Genomic DNA, 22611 nt, shown 5'->3' on the forward strand with positions numbered 1-22611 from the left:
CATGGGGCCAGTGCAGAAAGGCGGCCGCTGGGCTGATTTTGGCGTGCGCCTGGCCTCGGCCATGGTGCTGGGGCCGATTGCGCTGCTCTGCCTGTGGCATGGCGGGCTGGCGTGGACGATATTTATTGCCGCGGCGTTGGCCGGGCTGGGCCTTGAGTGGGCGAAGCTGGCCGCGTTAGGCCTGCGCGATGCCGGAACGTGGTTGATTGTGGCTGGGCTGCTCGCAGCACTTGCGCTGGGGCATTTCGCGTTGATTCTCGGGTTTGCGGCGCTGGCGCTGGCGGCGGGAGGCGTGGGGTTGAGTTGTGGCTGGTTTGCCGCCGCGGGAATCCCCTATGCCGGGGTTGGCGCGCTCTCGTTGCTGTGGCTGCGGCTGCAGCCTGTGCATGGGTTGTATGACACGATGTTTCTGGTTGTCGTGATCTGGAGTACGGATGTTGCCGCATATCTGGTCGGGCGGCTTGCTGGCGGCAAAAAGCTTGCGCCGAAAATCTCGCCGGGAAAGACCTGGAGCGGCTCGATCGGTGGGTTGTTGATTGGCGGGCTGGCGGCGGCGATGATGGCGGCGCGGGGGCATGGGGTTGACCTGGCCGCCCTGCCGGCGGGATTTGCCCTGAGTGTTTTTGCCCAGGCGGGGGATTTGCTGGAAAGCTGGATCAAGCGCAAACTGGGAGTTAAGGATTCTGGACGGACGATCCCAGGTCATGGCGGGTTGTTCGACAGGTTGGATGGTTTTTTGGCGGCCGCTCCGGTGGCGGCGATATTGGCGCTCAGCGTCCATGGAGGCTTGCCGTTATGGGGGTAAAGATTTTATCGGTGCTTGGCTCTACTGGGAGCGTCGGCACGCAAACTATTGATATTATATCTAAAAACCAGAGCGCTTATCAACTGCGCGCGCTGGTGGGCGGGCGCAATGTAGCGTTGCTGGCGGCGCAGGCGAAGCAATTCCGGCCGGAACTTACCGTGATCGCGCAAGAATCGCTGCTGGGTGAGTTGCGTGCCGCCCTGGCCGGGACCGGGCTGGCCTGCGCGGCCGGGCGCGGGGCCGTGCTGGACGCTGCGGCGCTGCCGGTGGACTGGACGATGTCAGCGATTACCGGGGTGATCGGCCTGGAGCCGACGCTGGCGGCGGTGAAGCATGGCGGGACGGTGGCCTTTGCCAATAAGGAGGCGCTGGTTTCAGCCGGCGATGTGTTTTTGCGCGCCGTGGCCGAGGCAAAGGCGACTCTGTTGCCGGTGGATTCGGAGCACAACGCCGTTATGCAGGCGATGGCCGACGGCAATGCCAGGTCTATCGACAAGATCATCCTCACCGCCTCGGGCGGGCCGTTCAGGAATCACGGGTTTGAGGAGATGCGCGGCATCACCCCGGAGGCGGCGTTGCGCCATCCGGTGTGGTCAATGGGGGCGAAGATTTCCATCGACAGCGCCACGATGATGAACAAGGGTCTGGAAGTTATTGAAGCTGCAAAATTGTTTGGGTTGACTTCGGAGAAGATCGAGGTTCTGGTGCACCCGCAATCGGTGATCCACGGCATGGTCTGCTATGCTGATGGCTCGGTGCTGGCGCAGCTTGGCTCGCCCGATATGCGCATTCCCATCGCCCATACCCTGGCGTGGCCGCAGCGGATTGCCACCACGGCGCCGCGGCTGGATCTGGCGGCGGTGATGAAGCTTGAGTTCTCGGCGCCTGATGAAGTCCGCTTTCCGGCGCTGCGCCTCGCCCGCGCGGCGCTGGAGGCGGGCGCGGGGGCGCCAACGGTGTTGAACGCGGCCAATGAGATCGCGGTTGCGGCCTTCCTGGAGCGCAAGATCGGCTTTCTCGACATAGCCGGGATCGTGGAGCAGGTGTTGCAACAACTGGGCGCGCCGCCGGTGCCTGATCTTGAGGCCGTGCTGGCGTTGGACGCGGCCGCGCGCGCCGCCGCCGACAGGCTGGCTGCGGCAAAGGCCGCCTGATGTTCGATACCGCACGCACGATTCTGACCTATGCGTTTGTGCTTGGCGTGCTCGTGTTCTTTCATGAGTTTGGGCATTATCTGGCGGCGCGGGCGCGCGGTGTGGTGGTGGAGGTGTTCTCCATCGGGTTTGGCCCGGCGCTGGTCTCCTGGCGGGCGAAATCCGGCACAGTGTGGAAGATTTCGGTGCTGCCTTTGGGCGGCTATGTGAAGATGCAGGGCTGGGGAGAGCCGAATGATCCGGCGCTGGCGGTGCCTGGTTCATTCGCCGGGGCATCGCTGGGCTCCAAGGCGTTTATTGTCGCGGCCGGGCCGCTGGCCAATCTGCTGCTGGCCTTTGTTTTGTTTTCCGGATTGTTCATGACGGTTGGGCGAGTCGTGGTGCAGCCGGTGTTCAGCACGGTGGAGGCGGCGTCTCCGGCGGCGGCGGCGGGGATGCGCGCGGGTGACCGGGTGTTGATGGCTGGCGGCGAAAAAATAAAAAATTTTAATCAGTTACAGGACGTTGTTAGCCAGCATCCCGATGCTTCGATGGATTTCAGCCTGCTGCGGCAGGGGAAGGTCATCGACGTGCGGGTGGCGCTGGGCGCTGTGACGGTGGATGGCGAGAAAATCGGGCATCTGGGTGTGGCGGGCAGTGTTTCCAGCATTCAGCATTTCTCGCCTCCCGAGGCGGTGGCGGTGGCGGCGGCGGAGACCTGGCACGACGGCGCGGGCATGCTTGCCGGGCTTTATAATCTGGCGGTGCATCGCCAGGGGCTGGGGCAGCTGGCGGGGCCGCTGGGGATTGCCGAGGTGACGGGCCAAGTTGCCGCGCTGGGGATCATCAGCGTCATCAGCTTCATTGCGTTTCTCTCGATCAATCTGGGTCTGATCAATCTGGTGCCCATTCCCATTCTCGATGGCGGGCATCTGTTGTTCTACCTGGCGGAAGCGATCTACGGCCGGCCGCTGCCCGCGCGCGCCATGGATATTGGGCTGCGTTTTGGCGCCGCGCTCCTTATTTCGTTGTTTTTCTTGACGACTTTTAACGATCTGAGCCGGATGGGCGCCGTGAACTGGGTCGTGCATCTGTTTGGATAAGCGGCTTCGCGGCGGCGGAGTTGAGCGTTTGGCCTTGCCGATAAGTCCGGCCCGTGCCAAACGCGCCACAGCGAAAACACTCCGGCGCGCCGGAGGCCTGTATGGTTTGGGAGATTATCTGTTGCTTAAGCCGCGCTCGGTCCTGTTGGCCTCTGTCTGCCTGTTGCCGGCTTTGCTGGTCTGTGCCCCGCATGGTGCCGCTTTTGCCCAAACGGCCTCTGCGGTTTCGCAGCCGGTGGAGGCCGGTGGCACGATCGCGGCGATCAATGTCAGCGGCAACCGCCGGATTCAGACCGATACGATCACCTCCTACATGGTGGTGCAGCCGGGGGACACGTTTGATCCGCAACGGATCAACGAATCCCTGAAGACGCTTTATGCCACCGGCCTGTTCAAGACGGTTTCGATCACGCGTGCGGGTAACGACCTCGATGTCGCGGTTGTGGAAAACCCGACCGTTGATCAGGTGCTGTTCAGTGGCAACAAGGCGTTGGCCGACAAGGATGCGAAGGCGATTGTATCGCTGAAGTCGCGCTCGGTGTTCACTATCGGGTCGGTTGAGGCCGATCGTCAGGCTTTGCTGGAAGCCTATGCGAAAAAGGGTTATTACAATGCGACGGTAACACCCAAATATGTCAGCTTGCCGGATAACCGCGTCAACGTGGTGTTTCAGTGCAATGACGGTGTGCAGACGAAAATCAGCCGTATTGTCTTCATCGGCGATAAGCATTTCAGTCAGACGAAGCTGCGCGAGGTGATTTCTACCCGTGAGTCAGCTTGGTTCCGCTTTCTCTCCGGTTCGGATCAGTACAATCCGGACCGGATCGAGTATGATGAGTACCTGCTGCGCAAGTTCTATCTGCATAAGGGGTATGTGGATTTCGACGTGATCAGCGCCAATGCGGAGCTGAGCCCGGATCATAAATCTTTCTATCTGACCTATGATATTCATGAAGGCCCGCGCTACCGCGTGAGCAGCCTGAAGATCGTCTCGAGCATCCGCACGCTGAGTGACAAGGAGTTGCGTGGGCTGGTTCCGCTTTCGGCCGGAGACTGGTTTGACGGCGATGCGCTGGTGGAAGGCGTGACTGCGCTGAACACGCGCGCGCTCAACCTTGGCTATGCATTTGCTCAGGTGAACCCGCAGGTGCAGAGCGACCCGGCAAATAAGACTGTTGCCATCACGCTGAACGTGATCGACGGGCCGCGCGTGTATATTCAGCGCATCGACATCACAGGCAATACCCGCACCGAGGATAAGGTGATTCGCCGTGAACTGACCGTGGCCGAGGGCGATGGCTATAACCAGTCGAAGATTGATCAATCCACCAAGCATTTGAAGGATCTCGGGTTCTTCAAGGATGAGAAGATCACCTCTTCGCCCGGCTCCACGCCGCAGCAGGTGATCCTCGACACCGCGGTGACCGAGCAGGCAACCGGCCAGTTCTCGCTCGGCGGTGGTTATTCCAGCAGTCTCGGGGCGTTGCTCAACACCGGGTTGAGCCAGAACAATTTCCTGGGTACCGGGGTGAATACCTCCATCAACGCCATGCTGGCGCAGCGCGGCACGCAGGTTAATCTGGGCGTGACCAACCCGTATTTCCTGGACCGCAACCTGATCGCCGGGTTCGATCTGTTCCGCTCATCGACATATTCCTACACCGCGCAAGCAACCAGCTACAGCTACTCCGAGAGCGACATCGGCGCGGATGTGCGGCTGGGCTATCGCTTTAACGACCATGTGCGCCAGTCGTTCAGCTATACGATCAGCGAGCGCAATGTTTACAATGTGCCGGCCGGTTCCAGCATCTACATCACAAGCGAGCAGGGACTCACCAGCCTCAGCCAAATCAGCCAGACGCTGACGTTTGACTATCTTGATGACGATCTGAACCCGACCAGCGGCCTGCTCGCGGACCTGACTACCGATTTCGCGGGTGTCGGCGGCACGGCTAAATTTCTGCGCATCAGTCCGGATATATCGTATTATATTCCGCTGGAGCGGTTTTTTGGCTCCAAGGACTGGGTGCTTAAGTTCTCGGCCACCGGGGGCGACCTTATCCCGCTGTTTGGCTATCAGGACCGGATTACGGACCGCTTCTTCCTGGGCGGCGATTCGTTGCGCGGCTTTGCCGATGGCGGCGTCGGGCCGACGACCGTGCAAACGGCGGCCGATAACGCGGCGGGGGTCAGTTTTGGTGGCCAGTCCGTGGGTGGCCGCGTGATGTGGACGCAGTCAACCGAGGTGAAATTCCCGCTTCCGGTTTCGCCTGATCTTGGCCTCAGCGGCTTCGCGTTCGTCGATGTCGGCTCGCTCTACGGGGCGCGCCAGATCTCGGGCGGGATCTATGGTCCGCAGCCGCTCAACAATACCACGGCGCCGCGCGTTGGCGCGGGTGTCGGGCTCTCCTGGAACACGCCGTTCGGGCTGATTAATCTCTCACTCGCCGATCCTGTCGTGAAGCAGAAGGGCGACCAGACACAACAATTCCGCGTTTCTTTTGGTACGAGGTTCTAAGTGGCATTTTTCACCCGTTTCTCTCCGGTTCTGGTTGCCGTCGTGGCTTTGAGCGCGGCGCCGGCCGCGTTCGCGCAATCTTCGCCGGGCTATTTCATGCCGCCCAGCCAGGCACCCGCCCATGCGCCGGCTCACGCGCCTGCTCCCGCACCGGCTCCCGCGCCGCAGGCGCAGGCGCAGGTTCCAGCGATTCCGCAACTCCCGGCCCTGCCCAAGGGCGCACCGCCGCCGGTCGCCGTTATCGGTGTGTTGAGCGTGCCCGAGGTGATGCAGAAATCCACCGCCGCGCAGGGCGTGCAGGCGGTGATCCGCCAGCGCCAGGAGGCATTGGCCAAGGAGGCGCAGACCGCGCGGGCGAAAATCCAGGCCGAGCAGGCGCAGATCGAGGCTGACCGTTCGACGCTGACCGACGCCCAGTTGGAGACGAAGGAGCAGGCGCTGCGCGATGAAGTGGCCGCGACGCAGACCTCGTTCCAGGAGCGCAACCAGGCAATCCAGAACTCCGGCCAGGCGGCGCTGGGGATCATTGAATCCGAGTTGATCGCCATTATCCGCCAGGAGGCGGAGGCGCGCGGCATGAATCTGGTGCTGCATCGTGAGCAGGTGGCGCTGAATGTTGACGCCTTCGACATCACCAACGCGGTGGTGGCGCAGATCAACAAGCTGCTGCCGTCCGTTCCCGTCCCCCCAAGCGTGGTGACGCCCGGGATGGCGGTTAACCCGCCGGACCAGAGCGGCGACCAAGGCGCTGGCCAGTAGTCTCATGGCTGATGTTGCAAAACCCGGTGACGCGCGTTTTTTTGAGCGCACCGGGCCGCATACGCTGCAAACCCTGGCCGCGTTGGCTGGGGCGCAAACCCAGGCCGGGGAACGGTTGATCCATGGGGTGGCGCCGTTGCAGACCGCGGGGCCGCTGGATGTGACGTTTCTGGACAACCGGCGCTATGCGGATCTGCTGCCGGGCATCAAGGCCGGGGCGGTGATCGTACATCCCGACTTCGCCTCGCGTGTGCCGGAGGAGACCGCTGCGCTGGTGACCCGCGAGCCTTATGTGGCCTGGGCGAAGATTTCCGCCTTGTTCCACCCGTTCCCGCGGGCCAAGGCCGGGATCCATGCCAGTGCGGTGATCGATCCTTCCGCCACGATAGACCCCACGGCTGAGATCGGCGCGCATGCCGTCATCGGCGCGCGGGTGGAAATTGGCGCCGGAACCATCATCGGGCCGCTGAGCTTGATCGCGGATGGCGTGATCATCGGCGCCGAATGCCGGATTCATGCGCAGGTTTCGGTTTCGCATGCCGTCATCGGCAACCGCGTCGTGCTCTATCCGGGGGCGCGCATCGGGCAGGATGGGTTCGGCTTCGCGATCAGCCCCACCGGGTTCACCCCGGTGCCGCAGCTTGGCCGGGTGCTGATCGGCGATGGCGCGGAGATCGGCGCGAATACCTGTATCGACCGCGGCTCGGCGCAGGATACCGTGATCGGGCCGGGCGTGCATATCGATAACCTCGTGCAGATTGGCCATAATGTGAACATTGGTTCGCATGCCGTGATCGTCGCGCAGGCGGGGGTCTCCGGCTCGACGGCGATTGGTCCGCAGGTTATGATCGCGGCGCAGGCAGGGCTGACCGGGCATCTGACCATCGGGCGCGGGGCGCGCATCGGCGCGCAGGCCGGGGTGATGACGGACATAGCCCCTGGCGAAGAGGTTATGGGGTCGCCGTCGCAGCCGTCGAAAACCTTTTTCCGAGAGGTTATAACCCTTCGTAAACTGGCCCAATATGGCCGAAAATCTAAAAATGCAGGTGGTTGACCCCGATGAACGACGTGGCCCAGGCTGATCTTCCCCCGGTGGATGTAAGTGCTTTCGATGTGAAGCAGCTCTTGCGGCTGATCCCGCATCGCTACCCTTTTATGCTGCTCGATCGCATGGTGGATGTCCGCTATGGCCATTCGGCGACGGGGATCAAGAACGTCACCGTGAATGAGCCGTTTTTTCAGGGGCATTTTCCTGGGCATCCGGTGATGCCGGGCGTGCTGATCGTCGAGAGCATGGCGCAGACGGCGGCGGCGCTGGTTATCAGCGGCATGGGGGAGGACGCCGGTTCGCCGATCGTGTATTTCATGTCGATCGAGAATACGAAGTTCCGTAAGCCGGTCACCCCGGGGGACCAGCTGCGGCTGGAGCTGGTGAAGGACCGCAAACGCGGCAATGTCTGGCGCTTTAACGGCACAGCCCGCGTGGATGGCGTGGTGGTCGCGGAAGCCTCGATCACGGCCATGATTATGGACGAAGTTAAACCCGTATAGCTGTTCCGGCCCGCCAGCATGGAAACGGACGGAAATAATGATTGACTGGCGGCGCCCCGGGCACCGCTTTACAGCAAACGGCGCAATGAGAGTTGGACCAGAAAATGTTGAAGCCGGTGTCTGAGATGATTCACCCGAGCGCCATCATCGCCGCGGGTGCCGTGATCGGCGCCGATGTGAAAATCGGACCGTTCTGCACGGTAGGCGCGCAGGTGGTGCTGGAGGATGGGGTTGAGCTGGTCTCCCATGTTGCGGTGGATGGCAAGACCCGGATCGGCGCCGGGGCAAAGCTGTTTCCGTTCTGCACGGTCGGTCTGGCGCCGCAGGACCTGAAGTATAAAGGCGAGGACACCGAGACCAGCATCGGGCCGCGCACCCAGATCCGCGAGCATTGCTCGATTCATCGCGGCACTGTCACCGGCGCGGGCATCACCAAAATCGGCGCGGATTGCCTGTTGATGGCGGTGGTGCATGTCGCGCATGACTGCGACATCGGCGACGGGGTGGTGATTTCGAACAATGTCGTCATGGGCGGGCATGTTGAGGTGGGTAGCCGGGCGGTGATCGGCGGGGCGGCTGCGATTTTGCAGTTTGTGCGGATCGGCGCGGGCGCCATGGTCGGCGGGCTGAGCGGCGTGCCGAACGATGTGACGCCGTACTGCTTCGTGTTCGGGCCGCGCGCGCAGATGGTGGGGTTGAACATCGTGGGCTTGCGCCGGCGCGGGCTGAGCAAGGCGCAGCTGCATGAAATCCGGGCCGCGCATAAGTTCATCTTCGCGGGGCCGGGCGTGTTCGCCGAGCGCGTGGCCGCCGCGCGCGGTGAATATGGTGGCAATGCGTATGTGGCGGAAATGCTGGACTTCATCGCAAATCCGGGCCGGCACGGTATTCTCACCAACGTGGCGCGCGCTACCGGGCAGAGCGACGAATAGGCAGCTGGCGCTATGAGCACGGCGCCCCTGGGCATTATTGCGGGCGGCGGCGCACTGCCGGGCCAGGTTGCCGCCGCCGCGCAGGCGGGCGGGCGGGCGGTGTTCATTGCGGCGCTGGAGGGGTTTGCCGATCCGGCGGTGGTGGCGCCCTATTCGCACAGGTTTTTCCGTTTGGGCGCCATTGGCGCGATCCGCCGCGCGGTCGAGGAGGCCGGTTGCGTTGATCTGGTGATGATCGGCCCGGTGAAGCGGCCCTCGCTGCTGGCGCTGCGCCCGGATGCCGAGGGGGCGCGGTTGCTCGCCAAAATCGGGCGGGCTGCTTTTGCTGGGGATGATGGGCTGCTGGCCGCCGTGGTGCGCGTACTGAGCGAGGAAGGGTTTCATGTGCTGGGCGCGCACGATATTTTGAGCGACGTGCTGGCGCCGCCGGGGCTGCTCACCACCCGCGCGCCCGATGCGGCGGCGATGGCCGATATCGAGCGCGGCATCGCGGTGCTCAAGATCATCGGCGCGGCGGATATCGGCCAGGCCTGTGTGGTGCAACAGGGCATTGTGCTGGCGGTGGAGGCCGTGGAGGGCACGGACGCCATGCTGGCGCGCATTCCATCCGTGGTGCGCCCTGGCCCGGCCGGGGTGCTGGTGAAGCTCGCCAAGCCGGGGCAGGAGCGCCGGGCGGATATGCCGACCATTGGGGTGGCTACCATCCGCCATGCGCGCGAAGCCGGGTTGCTGGGGGTGGCTTTTGAGGCTGGCGGCACGATTTTGGCGGAGCGCATGGCCATGATCGAGGCGGCGGACGCGGCGGGGATGTTCCTGTTGGGTGTGCAGCCCTAAATTGCGGAAGCGCCAGTTGACGCGCGCAGCCCAAGCTGAACCTATTCTGCCGTAGAGTGAATCGCGATGCCGATTCACGCCCGAGGCTGCTGCGCGAAGCGCGGTTGGCCAAGGGGGCGGAGATTCAACCTGAAAGCGGGACCATGAGCGAAAATTTCTCTTATCTTCATACGATGCTGCGGGTCGGGAATCTGGACACCAGCGTTAAGTTCTATACTGGCCTGCTAGGCATGCGCGAGCTGCGCCGCACGGAAGTGCCGGCCGGGAAGTATACGCTGGCATTTCTGGGCTATGGCGATGAGGCGACCCATACCGTGCTGGAGTTGACGTATAACTGGGGTGTCAGCTCTTATGAAGCGGGGACGGCCTTTGGGCATCTGGCCATCGGCGTGCCTGATATTCATGCGACCTGCGAGAAGCTGCGCGCCGCGGGCGCGAAGATCACGCGCGAGCCGGGGCCGGTGAAGTTCGGCACCACGATCATCGCGTTTGTCGAGGACCCGGATGGCTACAAGATCGAGTTGATTGAGTGCAAGCCGCAGTAAACTGATGAACGCGCTGTATCGGGCGTTGCGGCTGGGCTTTGTCGCGGCTGATGCGGTTGTGCCTAAATCCTGGCTGCCCGGGCTGGAACCGGACGTGCTGATCGCAGCGTCAGGGAGCAATCCGGGGCCGGATGCGCGCGAGGCGTTGCGGCGGCTGATGGCCTCCATCATGACGGAGTCAGACTTAAGCGTTTTCGGCCGGGTTTCGCTGCACTGGGACGTGTTGCGCCTGCTACGCAACGCGCAGACGGTGGAAGCCGCGCACCGCGTCAGCCCGGCTTTGGCGAAGGCGCCGGTCAGTCAGCCGTTGTTCATACTCGGCCTGCCGCGCAGCGGGACGACATTTTTGCATGAGCTGATGGCGCAGGACAGCGAGAGCCTGGTGCCGCGCAACTGGCAGACTATCTACCCGGCGCCGCGCCCCGCCAATTTCAACCCGCTCAACGACAAGCGGGTGCAAGCCGTGGATCGGCAGCTGCGGATTTTCGCTGGTTTGGCACCTGGATTTTCGGATCTGCACCCGATTACAGCAGACAGCCCACAGGAATGCACCGAGATAATGGCGCATGTGTTCCAGAGCCTGCGCTTTGACGCGACGCACCGCGTGCCTTCCTATTTCGCTTGGCTGGAAGCGCATGGGTATCTGCAGGCTTTTCGTTTCCACAAGCAGTTTCTACAGTTTTTGCAAAACGGGGCGCCGGGGCGCTGGGTGCTCAAATGCCCGGACCATACATTCACGCTGGATGCGATCCTGCAGGTCTATCCGGATGCGCGCTTTGTGATTGTGCATCGCAATCCCATCGCGGTGTTGGCCTCGGTGGCGCGGCTCACCTGGGTTTTGCGCAAGCCGTTCCTGCGCAAGATTGACCCCGCGGAGATCGGCGCACAGGTTTCGGAGCGCTGGATACAAGGGGCGAATCTGCTGCTAGATTTCGACCGGCGCGCGGATGTGGCGGCGGAGCGGAAGATTCATATTCATTATGATGAACTGGCAGGCGCGCCACTGGCGGTCATCGCGCGGATCTATGCGCGGTTTGGTATGCCGCTGCGCGCGGAAGCACTGGCGGCGATGTCTCGCCTGATCGCGGCCAAGCCACGAGGCGGGTATGCCCGGCATGCGCCTTATTCGCTGGAAAACTTCAAACTTAGCCAGGCGGCTTTGCAACAACGGTTTGTCCCATATGTGCGCCAGTACTGCCGCGCGGGCGGGGCGTGAGCGGGGATGAAGCTGCTGGTGTGGCACTGGGGGCGGCGCGGTGGCGGCCCGTTGTTCGCGCTGCGGCTGGCGGCGGCCCTGGGGGATGTTCCCGGGCATAGTGTGCGCCTCTCGCTGGCGGGAGGCGCGGAGATTCTGGCCGGGGCGGCGGCGGCGTGCAGCTGGCGCGAGCCGACGTATGAAACTGCGCTGGGCTATGCGCTACAGCGGCTCAGCGGGCCGCTGGTACGCGGGCGGGTGAGGAAGCGGCTCATTGAGGACCGGCCCGATATTGCCATATGCGCGATGCCGGCGCTGCTGGATGCGCGCATGACGATTGCTCTGCGCCGTCTGGGTATTCCCTACGCCATGGTTGTGCATGATGCGGCGGCGCATCCGGGGGAGGCTTTCAACTTCCGTATCATGGGCCAATGGCGCCAACTGCGCGATGCGCGGGTGTTGTTTGCGTTGACCGGGCATGTGGAGGACGGGCTGCGCCGGCAAGGATACGGCGAGGCGGGGCAGGGGGTTGTGAAACTATGGCATCCACCGGTGGGGCTGGGGAAAATGGCGCCGGTGATGGCGCATGGCGGGGTGCCGAGGCTGCTCTGTTTTGGCCGGTTGCTGCCCTATAAGGGGCTTGGCCTGCTGGCCGGGGCGTTGGAGCGGCTTGGCCCGGAGCGGCCGTTTCAGTTGCGCGTCTGCGGTGAGGGGCCGGACTCGCCCAGCCTCGCCCGGTTACGCGCGATTCCGGAGGTGAGCGTGGAGCAGCGCTGGGTGAGCGAAGCGGAGCTGCCCGCCCTGCTGGCCTGGGCCGATGCCGTGGTGCTGCCGTATCAGGAGGCGAGCCAGTCCGGCGTGGCCGCCTTGGCGATAGCGGCTGGGAGATATGTGCTGGCAACCAGCGTGGGGGGGCTGCCTGAGCAGCTGGCCGGGGTGCCGGGCGCGCGGCTGTGCGCCCCCACGGCTGAAGCCGTTGCCCAGGGGCTGATGCAACTCACGGTGGATTTATCCGCGGGCGGCTTGGCGGCAGCCCGGCCGCTGGAGGACGCGGCGGCGGGCTGGCCTGCCTTGGCGCGGGCCATGCTGGCGGCGTTGAAGCCGATCTAGCCTGATCGCTTGGCGATTTACGCTTCTGGCTCGCGCGGCTGAGCGAACCTCAAACGATGGTGCTCTAAATTTTGACCAGTATCATGAAAATGGAAATTACAGTTTTTTTGAGATGATTTCCCTCCGATAAACTGATGAGGGCAACGATACATATTGTTTCGCGGAATTTTGCCCCGCCGGCTGAGTTACGGTTGCCGTGCGCGCGCTGTTGGCGGCACGCGCGCTGGCGTTTCAGGAGGCCGCTGCCGCCTGAGTTCAGGCGCGGCGGTATTGGCAACAGTCGGGGCGGCATTGTGCCGTTCCGGCTTTTTGTTGTGCGCAACGCTGCGGGCCGGGGCTTGCACTTCGCATAAATCGGGGCATCTTGGTTGCAACGGCGTGAAACACACCAAGGAGCCAGAGCATGAAAGCCAGCAGCGTTCTCGAGACCATCGGCAACACCCCGCATATTCGTCTGGCGCGGATGTTTCCCTCGGCGCAGGTCTGGGTGAAATCGGAGCGCACCAATCCTGGCGGCTCGATTAAGGACCGCATTGCGCTGGCCATGGTGGAGGCGGCGGAGGCCTCGGGCGCGCTGAAGCCCGGCGGGCTGATCATCGAGCCGACCTCGGGCAATACCGGCATCGGCCTGGCGCTGGTGGCGGCGGTAAAGGGATACCGGCTGATTCTGGTGATGCCGGAGTCCATGTCGGTCGAGCGGCGGCGCCTGATGCAGGCCTATGGCGCGCGCTTTGATCTGACGCCCAAGGAGCTTGGCATGAAGGGCGCCATCGCGCGCGCCAGCGTGCTGGCCGCCGAGAATCCCGGCGCGTGGATTCCGCAGCAGTTTGAAAATCCGGCGAATATCGAGGTGCACGCGCGCACCACGGCGCGCGAAATTCTGGCTGACTTCCCCGAGGGGCTGGATGTGCTGATCACCGGTGTCGGCACTGGCGGGCATATTACCGGCTGCGCGGAGGAGCTGAAAAAGCACTGGCCAAATCTGAAGGTCTTTGCCGTGGAGCCGGCGCTCTCGCCGGTGATTTCGGGCGGTGCGCCGGGGCCGCACCCGATCCAGGGGATCGGCGCCGGGTTTATTCCGGCGAACCTGCACCTCGCGGCGTTGGACGGCGTGATACAGGTGGATGCCGAGGAGGCGCGAGAATACGGCCGCCGCTCCGCCCGGCAGGAGGGGCTGCTGGTTGGCGTCTCCTCCGGCGCGACGCTGGCGGCCATCGCCAAGAAGCTGCCGGAACTGCCCGCCGGGGCGAGGATCCTCGGATTCAACTACGACACCGGCGAGCGCTACCTCTCGGTGCCGGAGTTTTTGCCGGTTTGATCTGAATCAATGAGGGCGGGGCTGCATCGGTTCAAAAGAGGGCCGTGATGACAGATGCAGACCTGATTGCCCGCTACGATGGCCGTGTACCGCGCTATACGAGCTACCCGACCGCGCCGCATTTCACCCCCGAGGTGGGAGCGCAGATTTACGCCGGGTGGCTGGAGAAGCTGCCAGCGGGGGCGCCGGTTTCATTGTATCTGCATGTGCCGTTCTGCGACCGGCTGTGTTTGTATTGTGGGTGCAACACCTCGGTCGTGCATCTGGAACGCCCCAAGCGCATTTATGCCAGGACGCTGATGCGTGAGATCGCGCTGGTGGCGCAGACCGTGGGGCGGCGGTTGCAGGTCTCGCATGTGCATTGGGGCGGGGGCACGCCCACGGTGCTGCCGCCTGACTGTCTCACCGATATCATGGAGAGCGTGCGCGGCCATTTCAACCTGCTCCCCGATGCCGAGATCGCCATCGAGATCGACCCCACATCGCTGTCGCCGGACCGGCTGGCGGCGCTGGCGCAAATGGGCATCACCCGCGCCAGCCTGGGCGTGCAGGATTTTGACCAGGCAGTGCAAGACGCCATCGGCCGCCAGCAGAGCTTTGAGGAAACCGCGGCCTGCGCGCAGGCATTGCGCGGGATTGGCATCAGCTCGCTCAATCTGGACCTGATTTACGGCTTGCCCCACCAGAGCGAGGAATCGCTGGAGCGGACCGCGCGGCAGGCGCTGGCGCTGCGCGCCGGCCGGGTGGCCGTGTTTGGCTACGCCCATGTGCCGTGGATGAAGAAACACCAGTCGCTGATCCCGGAAGCCTCGCTCCCGGGGGCGCGCGCCCGCTTCGCCCAGGCGAAAACGGTGCGCCGGGTGTTGGAGCGTGAAGGGGGCTATATTCCCGTCGGGCTGGACCATTTCGCCCGCCCCGGCGATGCCATGGCCGAAGCCGCGCTGGGCCGGAAACTGCACCGCAGCTTCCAGGGTTACACAACGGATGCGGCGCCCGTGCTCATCGGCCTGGGGGCGAGCGCGATTGGCAGCCTGCCGCAGGGCTATGTGCAGAATGCCCCCGGCGTGCCCGCCTATAGCGCCGCCATCAACGAAGGCAGGCTGGCCGTTAGCCGTGGCGCCGCCCTCACCCCGGACGACAGGCTGCGCCGCGCGGTAATCGAGAGCATCATGTGTGAGCTTGAGGTTGATTTGCAGGCGCAGGCCAGAGCCTTTGATGCCGATCCGGCGCCGCTGCTGGCCGATGCGCAGGTCCTGGCGGGGTTTCAGGCGGATGGTCTTCTAAGCTGGGACGGCACGCGCATTGAGGTGACTGAGGCGGGGCGGCCGTTCGTGCGCAATATCGCCGCGGTATTCGACCGGTATCTGACGCAGCAAACAGCAACACCCCGCCATGCCGTGGCGGTGTAGCCGGGCGGTTGAATTATACCAGTCAGCCTTAAGGCTGACTGGTATAATTCGGTGAAAATTTCATAAGACAAGCTGCTTCAGCCCCTGGCGAGCGCCTGGATGCGTTCCACCATCGCGGCGACACCATTGCCGCGGTTGGTGGAGAGCGCGCCGATCAACCCGAGATCGTGCAGGAATTGCGCCGGGGTGGCGAGGATTTCAGCGCGCGGCCGGCCGGAGTAAACGCGCAGCACCAGCGCCACCAGGCCGGAGACGATGGCGGCATCTGACGCGCCGGTGAAGTATAATTTTTCACCTTTATCCGCCGCCGCCAGCCAGACCTGGCTCTGGCAGCCTTTTACGCGGTGCGCCTCGTCCTGCCACTCGGCCGGGTAGGGCGGCAATTTGCGGCCCAGCTCGATGATGAACTGGTAGCGGTCCATCCAGTCGTCGAACAACGCCAGATCCTCCCCGATGGCGGCGATGGCGTCCGCCGCGCTGAGGTCCTCGGGTTGGTAGAAAGCAGTCATCGTCAGCCTTTCTTGCGGTGCCATGCCAGCGGCGGCGAGGCGGGCAAAAGCGAAAAGCCGCGCAAATGGCTGATCAAGCTTTGTGTTTGATTGGATGCGGTGGCTGGGGGACCTGGATTCGAACCAAGGCTGCCCGGGTCAGAGCCAGGAGTTCTACCGCTAAACTATCCCCCAACGGTCACAGCGAGGCCCGATTAGCACCGGTGGGCGCGGGCTGCAACATCTGGGGCGGGGGGATTGTCATAAATTTAATCGGGTGGCGGCGCGCGGGTGTGCTTTCCCGCTTGCCCATCACCCCAATATGGCGCGACTATACAAATGATATGGCCAGCACTTCCTCAACATTGAACACACCGGCAGGCGCCATCACTAAGCGGGGCGTGCGGCGGCAGGTGTTTGCGGGAATCGACCTGGGGACGAATAATTGCCGCATGCTGCTGGGCACGCCGGCAGGCCAAGGGTTCCAGGTGCTCGACAGTTTCTCGCGAGTCGTGCGGCTTGGCGAGGGGCTGTATGAGACCGGCCGGCTCTCCGCCGAGGCAATGGAGCGCGCGATTGCCAGTTTGAGCATTTGCGCCGAGCGGGCGAGACGCTGGGCCGTGGCTTCGGAAGCAGGCCCGCTGCGGCTGCGCGCGATTGCCACCGAAGCCTGCCGCCAGGCTGAAAACGGCGCGGAGTTCATCGCCCTTGCGCGCGCCCGCACGGGGCTGCCCCTTGAGATCATAAACACCCGCGAGGAGGCCGAGTTGGCGATGGAGAGCTGCGCCTCGCTCATCGCCAAGGCGGAGCGGCGGGCGCTGTTGTTCGATATCGGAGGCGGCTCCACGGAGGTTGGGTGGGTGCGGGTGAACTGCAACGGCGCGGCGCCGGAGTTGATCGGCTATCTCTCGCTGCCGGTGGGGGTTGTCACCCTCTCGGAGCGTTGCACCCATGCCTGCTACACTGAGGAAGGGTTCGCCGCCGTGGTGGAAAGCGTGGCCGCGATGCTGCGCCCCTTCGAGGCGGTGCACCGGATCGGCCAGGAAATCCGCCAGGGCGGGGTGCTGATGGTGGGGACATCGGGCACCGTGACCACGCTGGCCGGGGTGTCGCTGAAGCTGGAGCGCTACCGGCGCGGGCTGGTGGACGGTTTCTTCATGAACCGCGGCGCCGTGGAGGCCGCGCTGGCCGAGGCAAAAGCGCTCGGGCGGGAGGGGTTGAGCCGCCATCCGTGCATTGGCGCGGACCGGGTTGATTTCGTGTTGCCTGGTTGCGCGATTTTTGCCGCCATCCACGAACTGTGGCAAATACCCGATCTGGTGGTGGCTGACAGAGGATTACGCGAGGGTATGTTGATGCGGCTGATGCGCAATGTGCGACCGGAACGGCGCGGCTACGGCTTGGCATGACCGAAAATCCATCGGTACCGCCGCGCCGCGAGGCGGTGCGGCTGAAACACGCGCGCAAACACAGCACCTCCTCGCAGGCCTGGCTCAACCGCCAGCTTAACGACCCCTATGTGCAGGCCGCCAAGGCGCAGGGCTATCGCTCGCGCGCGGCGTTCAAGCTGATCGAGCTGGATGAGAAGTATCATCTCATGAGCAAAGGTGCGCGCGTGGTGGACCTTGGCGCGGCGCCGGGCGGCTGGTCTCAGGTTGCGTTGCAGCGGGGGGCTTCGAAGGTGGTGGGGATCGACCTGCTGCCGATCATCCCGGTGGAGGGCGCGCAGTTCATCGAGGGCGATTTCATGGCCGATGGCATGGAGGAGCGGCTGACCGGGATGCTGGGCGGCCGGGCGGATCTGGTGCTCTCGGACATGGCGCCGAACACGACCGGGCATGTGGCGACCGACCATATCCGCATCATGGCGCTGGCCGATACGGCACTGGCCTTCGCCATGCAGATTCTGGAACCCGGCGGTGCATTTGTCGCCAAGTTATTCCAGGGCGGGGCAGAGCGGGACATGCTGAGCACGCTGAAGCTGCGTTTCAAGACGGTGCGCCATGCCAAGCCGCCGGCGAGCCGCAAGGATTCCAAGGAAATGTACGTGGTGGCGATGGGGTTCCGGCCGGAATAACGGCCGAAGCCGGCGGCGGAGCCTATTGCACCGCGGCGCTGCGCCGCTTAATGAGGGCCGCCAAGGTCTTTATTTGCAGGCGCGGCCGCCCCACCAGCCCCGCGCCTGATATTTCTGAAAGCGCGGCCATGGCATCCGATCATATTTCTCTCCCTGATTTTTCCGCCCGCATCTCCGAGGCGCTGGCCTTCGATGACGTATTGCTGGTGCCGGCCTATTCCAGGATATTACCCACAAAGGCCGCCACGGCGACGCGGCTGACGCGCAATATCGCGCTGAATATCCCGCTGGTCTCAGCCGCGATGGACACGGTGACCGAGACGGCCATGGCGATCGCCATGGCGCAGCAAGGCGGCATCGGGGTGATCCATAAGAATTTCACCATCGAGGAGCAGGCGGCGCAAGTCCGCAGGGTGAAGAAGTTCGAGAGCGGCATGGTGGTGAACCCGCTCACCATCTACCCCGACCAGACCCTGGCCGATGCCCGCGCGCTGATGGCGGCGCATAATATCTCGGGCTTCCCCGTGGTGGAGCGCGATGGCAAGCTGGTGGGGATTCTCACGCATCGCGATGTGCGCTTCGCGATCGACCCCAACGCGAAAATTTATGAGCTGATGACGCGCGAAAACCTAGCCGTGGTGCGGGCCGGGGTGTCGCCCGAGGAGGCGCGCGCGCTGCTGCACAAGCGCCGGCTGGAGAAGCTGCTGGTGGTGGATGACGAATACCGCTGCATCGGGCTGATGACGGTGAAAGATATGGACAAGGCGCAGGCGCACCCGTTGGCCAACAAGGATGAGATGGGGCGCCTGCGGGTGGCCGCCGCCACCGGCGTTGGCGAGGATGGCGCCGAGCGCGCGGCCGCGCTGGTTGAGGCAGGGGTGGATGTGGTGGTGGTGGACACTGCCCACGGCCATTCCGATGGGGTGTTGCAGGCGGTCACACGGATCAAGAAGGCGTCCAACGCGGTGCAGATCATCGCGGGCAATGTGGCGACGCCCGATGGCGCGCGGGCGCTGATTGATGCCGGGGCGGATGGGGTGAAGATCGGCATTGGGCCGGGGAGCATCTGCACGACGCGGGTGGTGGCGGGCGTTGGGGTGCCGCAGTTCTCGGCGGTGCTAGAGACGGCCGCGGCTTGCCGGGCGCTGGGCGTGCCGGCGATTGCCGATGGCGGGATTCGCGCCTCGGGCGACATGGTGAAGGCGCTGGCCGCCGGAGCGGATGCGGTAATGGTGGGCTCAATGCTCGCGGGGACCGATGAAGCGCCTGGTGAAGTGTTTTTATATCAAGGCCGTAGCTATAAATCCTACCGTGGCATGGGAAGCCTGGGCGCAATGGCGCGCGGCTCGGCGGACCGGTATTTCCAGCAGGAGATCAAGGACCAGCTGAAGCTGGTGCCGGAGGGAATCGAGGGCCGGGTTGGCTATAAGGGGCCGATGGCGGCGGTGGTGCATCAGCTTGTCGGCGGGTTGCGCGCGGGCATGGGCTATACCGGGGCTGCCGATATCAATGCGTTGCAGACCGCGACGACCTTCCGCAGGATCACCGGGGCGGGGCTGCGCGAGAGCCATGTGCATGATGTGGCGATTACGCGAGAGGCGCCGAATTACCGGCAGGAGGGATGACCCCCGCAGGACAACTGGCCGCCGCGATTGATCTGCTGGCGGCGATCGAGGCGGACGGCCGCCCGGCGGATGCCATCGCGAATCAGTTTTTCCGCACGCGGCGGTTCATTGGCGCGGGAGACCGGCGCGAGGTGAGCACGCTGGTGTGGGGGGTGCTGCGCGCGCGCCGGCATCTGGGCTGGTGGTTGCAGCATTTCGGCGCGCCGGAGACGCCGCGGCTGCTGCTGGCGGTGCAGGCGATCTTCTCGGGCATGAGCGTGTATAAAATCTCGATGGCCTTTGCCGCCGGGCGCTATGGCCCGCCGCCGCTACAGCCCGAAGAGAGCGTCATTTTAGAGAAATTCGCCGGGCACACGCTGGAACACCCCAACATGCCCGAGGCGGTGAAATACGAGATCCCCGACTGGCTGCTACCGCGGCTGAAGGCGCAGTTCGGCCCGGTGCTGGAAGCCGAGATGGCGGCGCTGAACCAGCCGGCGCCGCTGGATTTGCGGGTGAACAGCCTGAAGACCACGCGCGAGGCGGCGATTGCGGCGCTGGCGCGCGAAGGCTTGCAGGCGCGGCCCTCGCAGTTCAGCCCCTGGGGGCTGCGGCTGGCCGGGCGGCAGTCCATCACGCAAGGCAAGGCGTTTCAGGACGGGCTGGTGGAAATCCAGGACGAGGGCAGCCAGCTCATCGCTTTGCAGATGGACGCCAAGCCGGGCATGCGGGTGGTGGATTATTGCGCCGGCGCGGGGGGCAAGACGCTTGCCATCGCCATGACCATGGAGAACAAGGGGCATATCGTCGCGTGCGACACCTCGGCGCCACGGCTGGAGGGGGCGATCAAGCGACTGCGCCGGGCGGGCGTGCATAATGCCGAGCAGCATCTGCTGGGTGAGCCGGGCGATAAATGGACCAAGCGGCAGGCCGGGAAGTTTGACCGTGTGCTGGTCGATGCGCCCTGCACCGGCACCGGCACCTGGCGGCGCAACCCGGATGCACGCACGCGCCTGAGCGAAACCGACCTCAAGGAGTTGGTGGCCAAGCAGGCGATGATCCTGGACCAGGCGCAAAGATTGACCAAACCGGGGGGAAAACTGGTATACGCGACTTGTTCTCTTCTTAGTGACGAGAACGAGGTACAGGTGGAGGCATTTTTGGCGCGTTACCCGATGTTCAAGCCGGTGGAGATTGAGGCGCCGGAGGCATTGCGCGGGAAATATCTGCGGCTTTCGCCGCGCGCGCATGGGACGGACGGATTTTTCGCCGCTGTGCTGGCGCGCGATCCGTGATCGCGATCCGCCGCGCGCGCGCAGCAGATGCGCCCGGGATCGCGGCGGTGCATGTGGCGACCTGGCGCAATACCTATGCGACCCTGTTGCCCGAAACATTCCTGGCCGGGCTCTCCGCCGAGCGGCTGAGCCTGCATTATGAGCGTAGCATCCGCATGGGGCATGGCGTGTTTGTCGCGGTTTTGAGCGGGGAGCGGAGCGCGCCGCAGGTGGTGGGGTTTTCCACCGCGCGGCGCTGCCACGGCGGGAAGCTGGGGGATGGCGAAGTGGAGACGCTCTATGTCGCCGATGATTGGCAGAACAAAGGGCTGGGTGGCCAGTTTTTGCGCGTCGTTGCAAAATATCTGGCTTCTCGGGGCTGCCGCTCGGTCTTCATCTGGGTGCTGCACGGCAATCCGGCGATTTTTTTCTACGAGCGGCTGGGTGGACGGCGGCTGGCCAACGGCACCACCTATGTCGCCGGTTCGGCTGTGCCGCAGGTCGCCTATGCGTGGGACCCAATCGAAACGCTGTTGGATGTGGACGCCTGATACGCGTTTTGGGCGCGCAATTTTATCGGTTTAATTGGCCCCCGGCGATTCCAATTAAACCGATATTGCTCTAGCAGCACATCATGCACACACAAAAGATTTTGATCCTCGATTTTGGTAGCCAGGTTACACAGCTCATCGCCCGCAGGGTGCGCGAAAGCGGGGTGTATTGCGAGATACTCCCCTTCAACGCCGACCCGGCGCGGATCGCGGCCTTTGGCGCCAGCGGCATTATCCTCTCCGGCGGCCCGGCCAGCGTGGCCGATGAAGGCTCGCCCCGCGCGCCGGACTATGTGTTTTCCGCCGGGGTGCCGGTGCTGGGCATCTGCTATGGGCAGATGGTGATGTGCGCGCAGCTGGGCGGCGATGTGAAGGGCGCCGAGATCCGCGAGTTCGGCCGCGCCTATGTGGATGTGGTGGAGGATTGCACCCTTTTTGATGGCGCCTGGGTGAAGGGCGCGCGCGAGCAGGTGTGGATGAGCCATGGCGACCATATCTCCGCCCCGCCGCAGGGGTTCCGCACTGTCGCGGTCTCCGAGGGGGCGCCGTTTGCGATGATCGCCGATGATGCGAGGCGGTTCTACGGGCTGATGTTCCATCCCGAGGTGGTGCATACCCCACATGGCGCGCAACTGCTGCGCAATTTCACGCATAAGGTCTGCGGGCTCGCCGGTGACTGGACGATGGCCGGCTTCCGGCAGGCGGAAATCGCGAAAATCCGCGCGCAGGTGGGCACCGGCAAGGTGATCTGCGGACTCTCCGGCGGGGTGGACAGCTCAGTGGCGGCGGCGTTGATCCATGAGGCGATCGGCGACCAGCTCACCTGTATTTTCGTTGACCACGGGTTGCTGCGCAGTGGTGAGGCCGAGGAAGTGGTGCGGGTGTTCGGCGAGCAGTTCAATATCAGGCTGATCCACCGCGATGCCTCGGAGCTGTTCCTTGGCCAGCTCGCGGGCGTGACCGACCCGGAGCAGAAGCGCAAGATCATCGGCCGGTTGTTCATCGAGGTGTTCGATGAGGAAGCAACCAAGCTCGGCGGCGCCGATTTTTTGGCGCAAGGCACGTTGTATCCGGATGTGATCGAGTCCGTGAGCGCGCTGGGCGGGCCCTCGGTCACCATCAAATCGCACCATAACGTCGGTGGGCTGCCGGAGTTCATGAAGCTCAAGCTGGTGGAGCCGCTGCGCGAATTGTTCAAGGACGAGGTGCGCGAACTGGGCCGCGAGCTGGGCCTGCCTGAGACGATCGTGGGGCGGCATCCGTTCCCCGGGCCGGGGCTGGCGATACGCATTTTGGGGGCGGTGAGCCGCCCGAGCGTGGAGATTTTGCAGAAGGCGGATGCGATCTATCTGGAGGAGATCCGCGCCGCCGGGCTGTATGATGCGATCTGGCAGGCGTTCGCCGT

21 protein-coding genes and 1 tRNA gene are annotated in these 22611 nt (G+C 64.1%); 20 read left to right on the forward strand and 2 right to left on the reverse strand.

The genetic code is table 11. The features are described 5' to 3' along the window. Window position 1: 1 nt before the first annotated feature. The 14 genes from PHE40_RS03525 (at window position 2) to hemN (ending at window position 15212) form a co-directional block, all read left to right on the forward strand. A complete protein-coding gene (locus tag PHE40_RS03525; protein WP_299958079.1) occupies window positions 2-805 on the forward strand; it encodes a phosphatidate cytidylyltransferase in 804 nt (267 codons plus the stop codon). Further along, entirely contained in the window at window positions 796-1959 is a 1164-nt protein-coding gene (dxr, locus tag PHE40_RS03530) for a 1-deoxy-D-xylulose-5-phosphate reductoisomerase (protein WP_299958082.1), read from the forward strand. The genes PHE40_RS03525 and dxr overlap by 10 nt, the downstream gene beginning before the upstream one ends. Continuing rightward, window positions 1959-3041 carry an RIP metalloprotease RseP gene (gene rseP, locus PHE40_RS03535; RefSeq protein ID WP_299958085.1) on the forward strand — a complete coding sequence of 361 codons (1083 nt, stop codon included), beginning with the start codon at window positions 1959-1961 and terminating at the stop codon, window positions 3039-3041. The genes dxr and rseP overlap by 1 nt, the downstream gene beginning before the upstream one ends. Window positions 3042-3186: 145 nt before the next feature. After that, complete coding sequence (gene bamA / locus PHE40_RS03540) at window positions 3187-5559, forward strand: outer membrane protein assembly factor BamA (protein ID WP_299958088.1); 2373 nt, start codon at window positions 3187-3189, stop codon at window positions 5557-5559. Continuing rightward, entirely contained in the window at window positions 5560-6318 is a 759-nt protein-coding gene (locus PHE40_RS03545; RefSeq protein WP_299958091.1) for an OmpH family outer membrane protein, read from the forward strand. Window positions 6319-6322: 4 nt separating this feature from the next. Further along, window positions 6323-7372 carry a UDP-3-O-(3-hydroxymyristoyl)glucosamine N-acyltransferase gene (gene lpxD / locus PHE40_RS03550; RefSeq protein WP_299958094.1) on the forward strand — a complete coding sequence of 350 codons (1050 nt, stop codon included), beginning with the start codon at window positions 6323-6325 and terminating at the stop codon, window positions 7370-7372. 5 nt (window positions 7373-7377) lie between these two features. Next, on the forward strand, window positions 7378-7869 hold the full coding sequence (fabZ, locus tag PHE40_RS03555; protein ID WP_299958096.1) for a 3-hydroxyacyl-ACP dehydratase FabZ: 492 nt from the start codon (window positions 7378-7380) through the stop codon (window positions 7867-7869). A gap of 125 nt (window positions 7870-7994) precedes the next feature. Continuing rightward, complete coding sequence (gene lpxA / locus PHE40_RS03560) at window positions 7995-8801, forward strand: acyl-ACP--UDP-N-acetylglucosamine O-acyltransferase (RefSeq protein WP_299958128.1); 807 nt, start codon at window positions 7995-7997, stop codon at window positions 8799-8801. Window positions 8802-8813: 12 nt separating this feature from the next. Next, entirely contained in the window at window positions 8814-9635 is an 822-nt protein-coding gene (locus PHE40_RS03565; RefSeq protein WP_299958099.1) for an LpxI family protein, read from the forward strand. A gap of 143 nt (window positions 9636-9778) precedes the next feature. Further along, a complete protein-coding gene (gene gloA / locus PHE40_RS03570; protein ID WP_299958102.1) occupies window positions 9779-10180 on the forward strand; it encodes a lactoylglutathione lyase in 402 nt (133 codons plus the stop codon). 4 nt (window positions 10181-10184) lie between these two features. After that, window positions 10185-11396, forward strand: coding sequence for a sulfotransferase (locus tag PHE40_RS03575; RefSeq protein WP_299958105.1), 1212 nt, complete (start codon window positions 10185-10187; stop codon window positions 11394-11396). Between the two features lie 6 nt (window positions 11397-11402). Then, complete coding sequence (locus PHE40_RS03580) at window positions 11403-12485, forward strand: glycosyltransferase family 4 protein (protein WP_299958107.1); 1083 nt, start codon at window positions 11403-11405, stop codon at window positions 12483-12485. A 403-nt stretch (window positions 12486-12888) separates the two neighbouring features. Then, complete coding sequence (cysK, locus tag PHE40_RS03585) at window positions 12889-13803, forward strand: cysteine synthase A (RefSeq protein WP_299958110.1); 915 nt, start codon at window positions 12889-12891, stop codon at window positions 13801-13803. Between the two features lie 47 nt (window positions 13804-13850). Further along, the gene (gene hemN / locus PHE40_RS03590) at window positions 13851-15212 is read left to right on the forward strand and encodes an oxygen-independent coproporphyrinogen III oxidase (RefSeq protein ID WP_299958113.1); all 1362 of its coding nucleotides are present in this window, start codon (window positions 13851-13853) and stop codon (window positions 15210-15212) included. A gap of 77 nt (window positions 15213-15289) precedes the next feature. On the opposite strand, the gene PHE40_RS03595 is transcribed toward hemN, so the two are convergent. Further along, entirely contained in the window at window positions 15290-15745 is a 456-nt protein-coding gene (locus PHE40_RS03595; protein WP_408838479.1) for a SufE family protein, read from the reverse strand. 76 nt (window positions 15746-15821) lie between these two features. Next, window positions 15822-15895: transfer RNA gene (locus tag PHE40_RS03600), tRNA-Gln, on the reverse strand. A gap of 170 nt (window positions 15896-16065) precedes the next feature. Between PHE40_RS03600 and PHE40_RS03605 the strand changes: the two genes are divergently transcribed. The 6 genes from PHE40_RS03605 to guaA all read left to right on the forward strand — a co-directional run. After that, window positions 16066-17109, forward strand: a complete 1044-nt coding sequence (locus PHE40_RS03605) for a Ppx/GppA phosphatase family protein (RefSeq protein ID WP_408838481.1) — start codon at window positions 16066-16068, stop codon at window positions 17107-17109. Then, window positions 17106-17777, forward strand: a complete 672-nt coding sequence (locus tag PHE40_RS03610) for an RlmE family RNA methyltransferase (protein WP_299958116.1) — start codon at window positions 17106-17108, stop codon at window positions 17775-17777. The genes PHE40_RS03605 and PHE40_RS03610 overlap by 4 nt, the downstream gene beginning before the upstream one ends. 128 nt (window positions 17778-17905) lie before the next feature. Further along, window positions 17906-19402 (forward strand): IMP dehydrogenase, encoded by a 1497-nt coding sequence (gene guaB, locus PHE40_RS03615; protein WP_299958117.1) that lies wholly within the window; start codon window positions 17906-17908, stop codon window positions 19400-19402. Continuing rightward, window positions 19399-20676, forward strand: coding sequence for an RsmB/NOP family class I SAM-dependent RNA methyltransferase (locus PHE40_RS03620; protein ID WP_299958119.1), 1278 nt, complete (start codon window positions 19399-19401; stop codon window positions 20674-20676). Before guaB ends, PHE40_RS03620 begins: the two co-directional genes overlap by 4 nt. Beyond that, window positions 20673-21206 (forward strand): GNAT family N-acetyltransferase, encoded by a 534-nt coding sequence (locus PHE40_RS03625; RefSeq protein ID WP_299958122.1) that lies wholly within the window; start codon window positions 20673-20675, stop codon window positions 21204-21206. Before PHE40_RS03620 ends, PHE40_RS03625 begins: the two co-directional genes overlap by 4 nt. 83 nt (window positions 21207-21289) lie before the next feature. Then, window positions 21290-22611: glutamine-hydrolyzing GMP synthase (gene guaA, locus PHE40_RS03630; protein WP_299958125.1), on the forward strand; the 1322-nt coding region annotated here is incomplete at its 3' end.

Source organism: Acidocella sp. (genome assembly GCF_028687955.1).
Taxonomy (GTDB): Bacteria; Pseudomonadota; Alphaproteobacteria; order Acetobacterales; family Acetobacteraceae; genus Acidocella.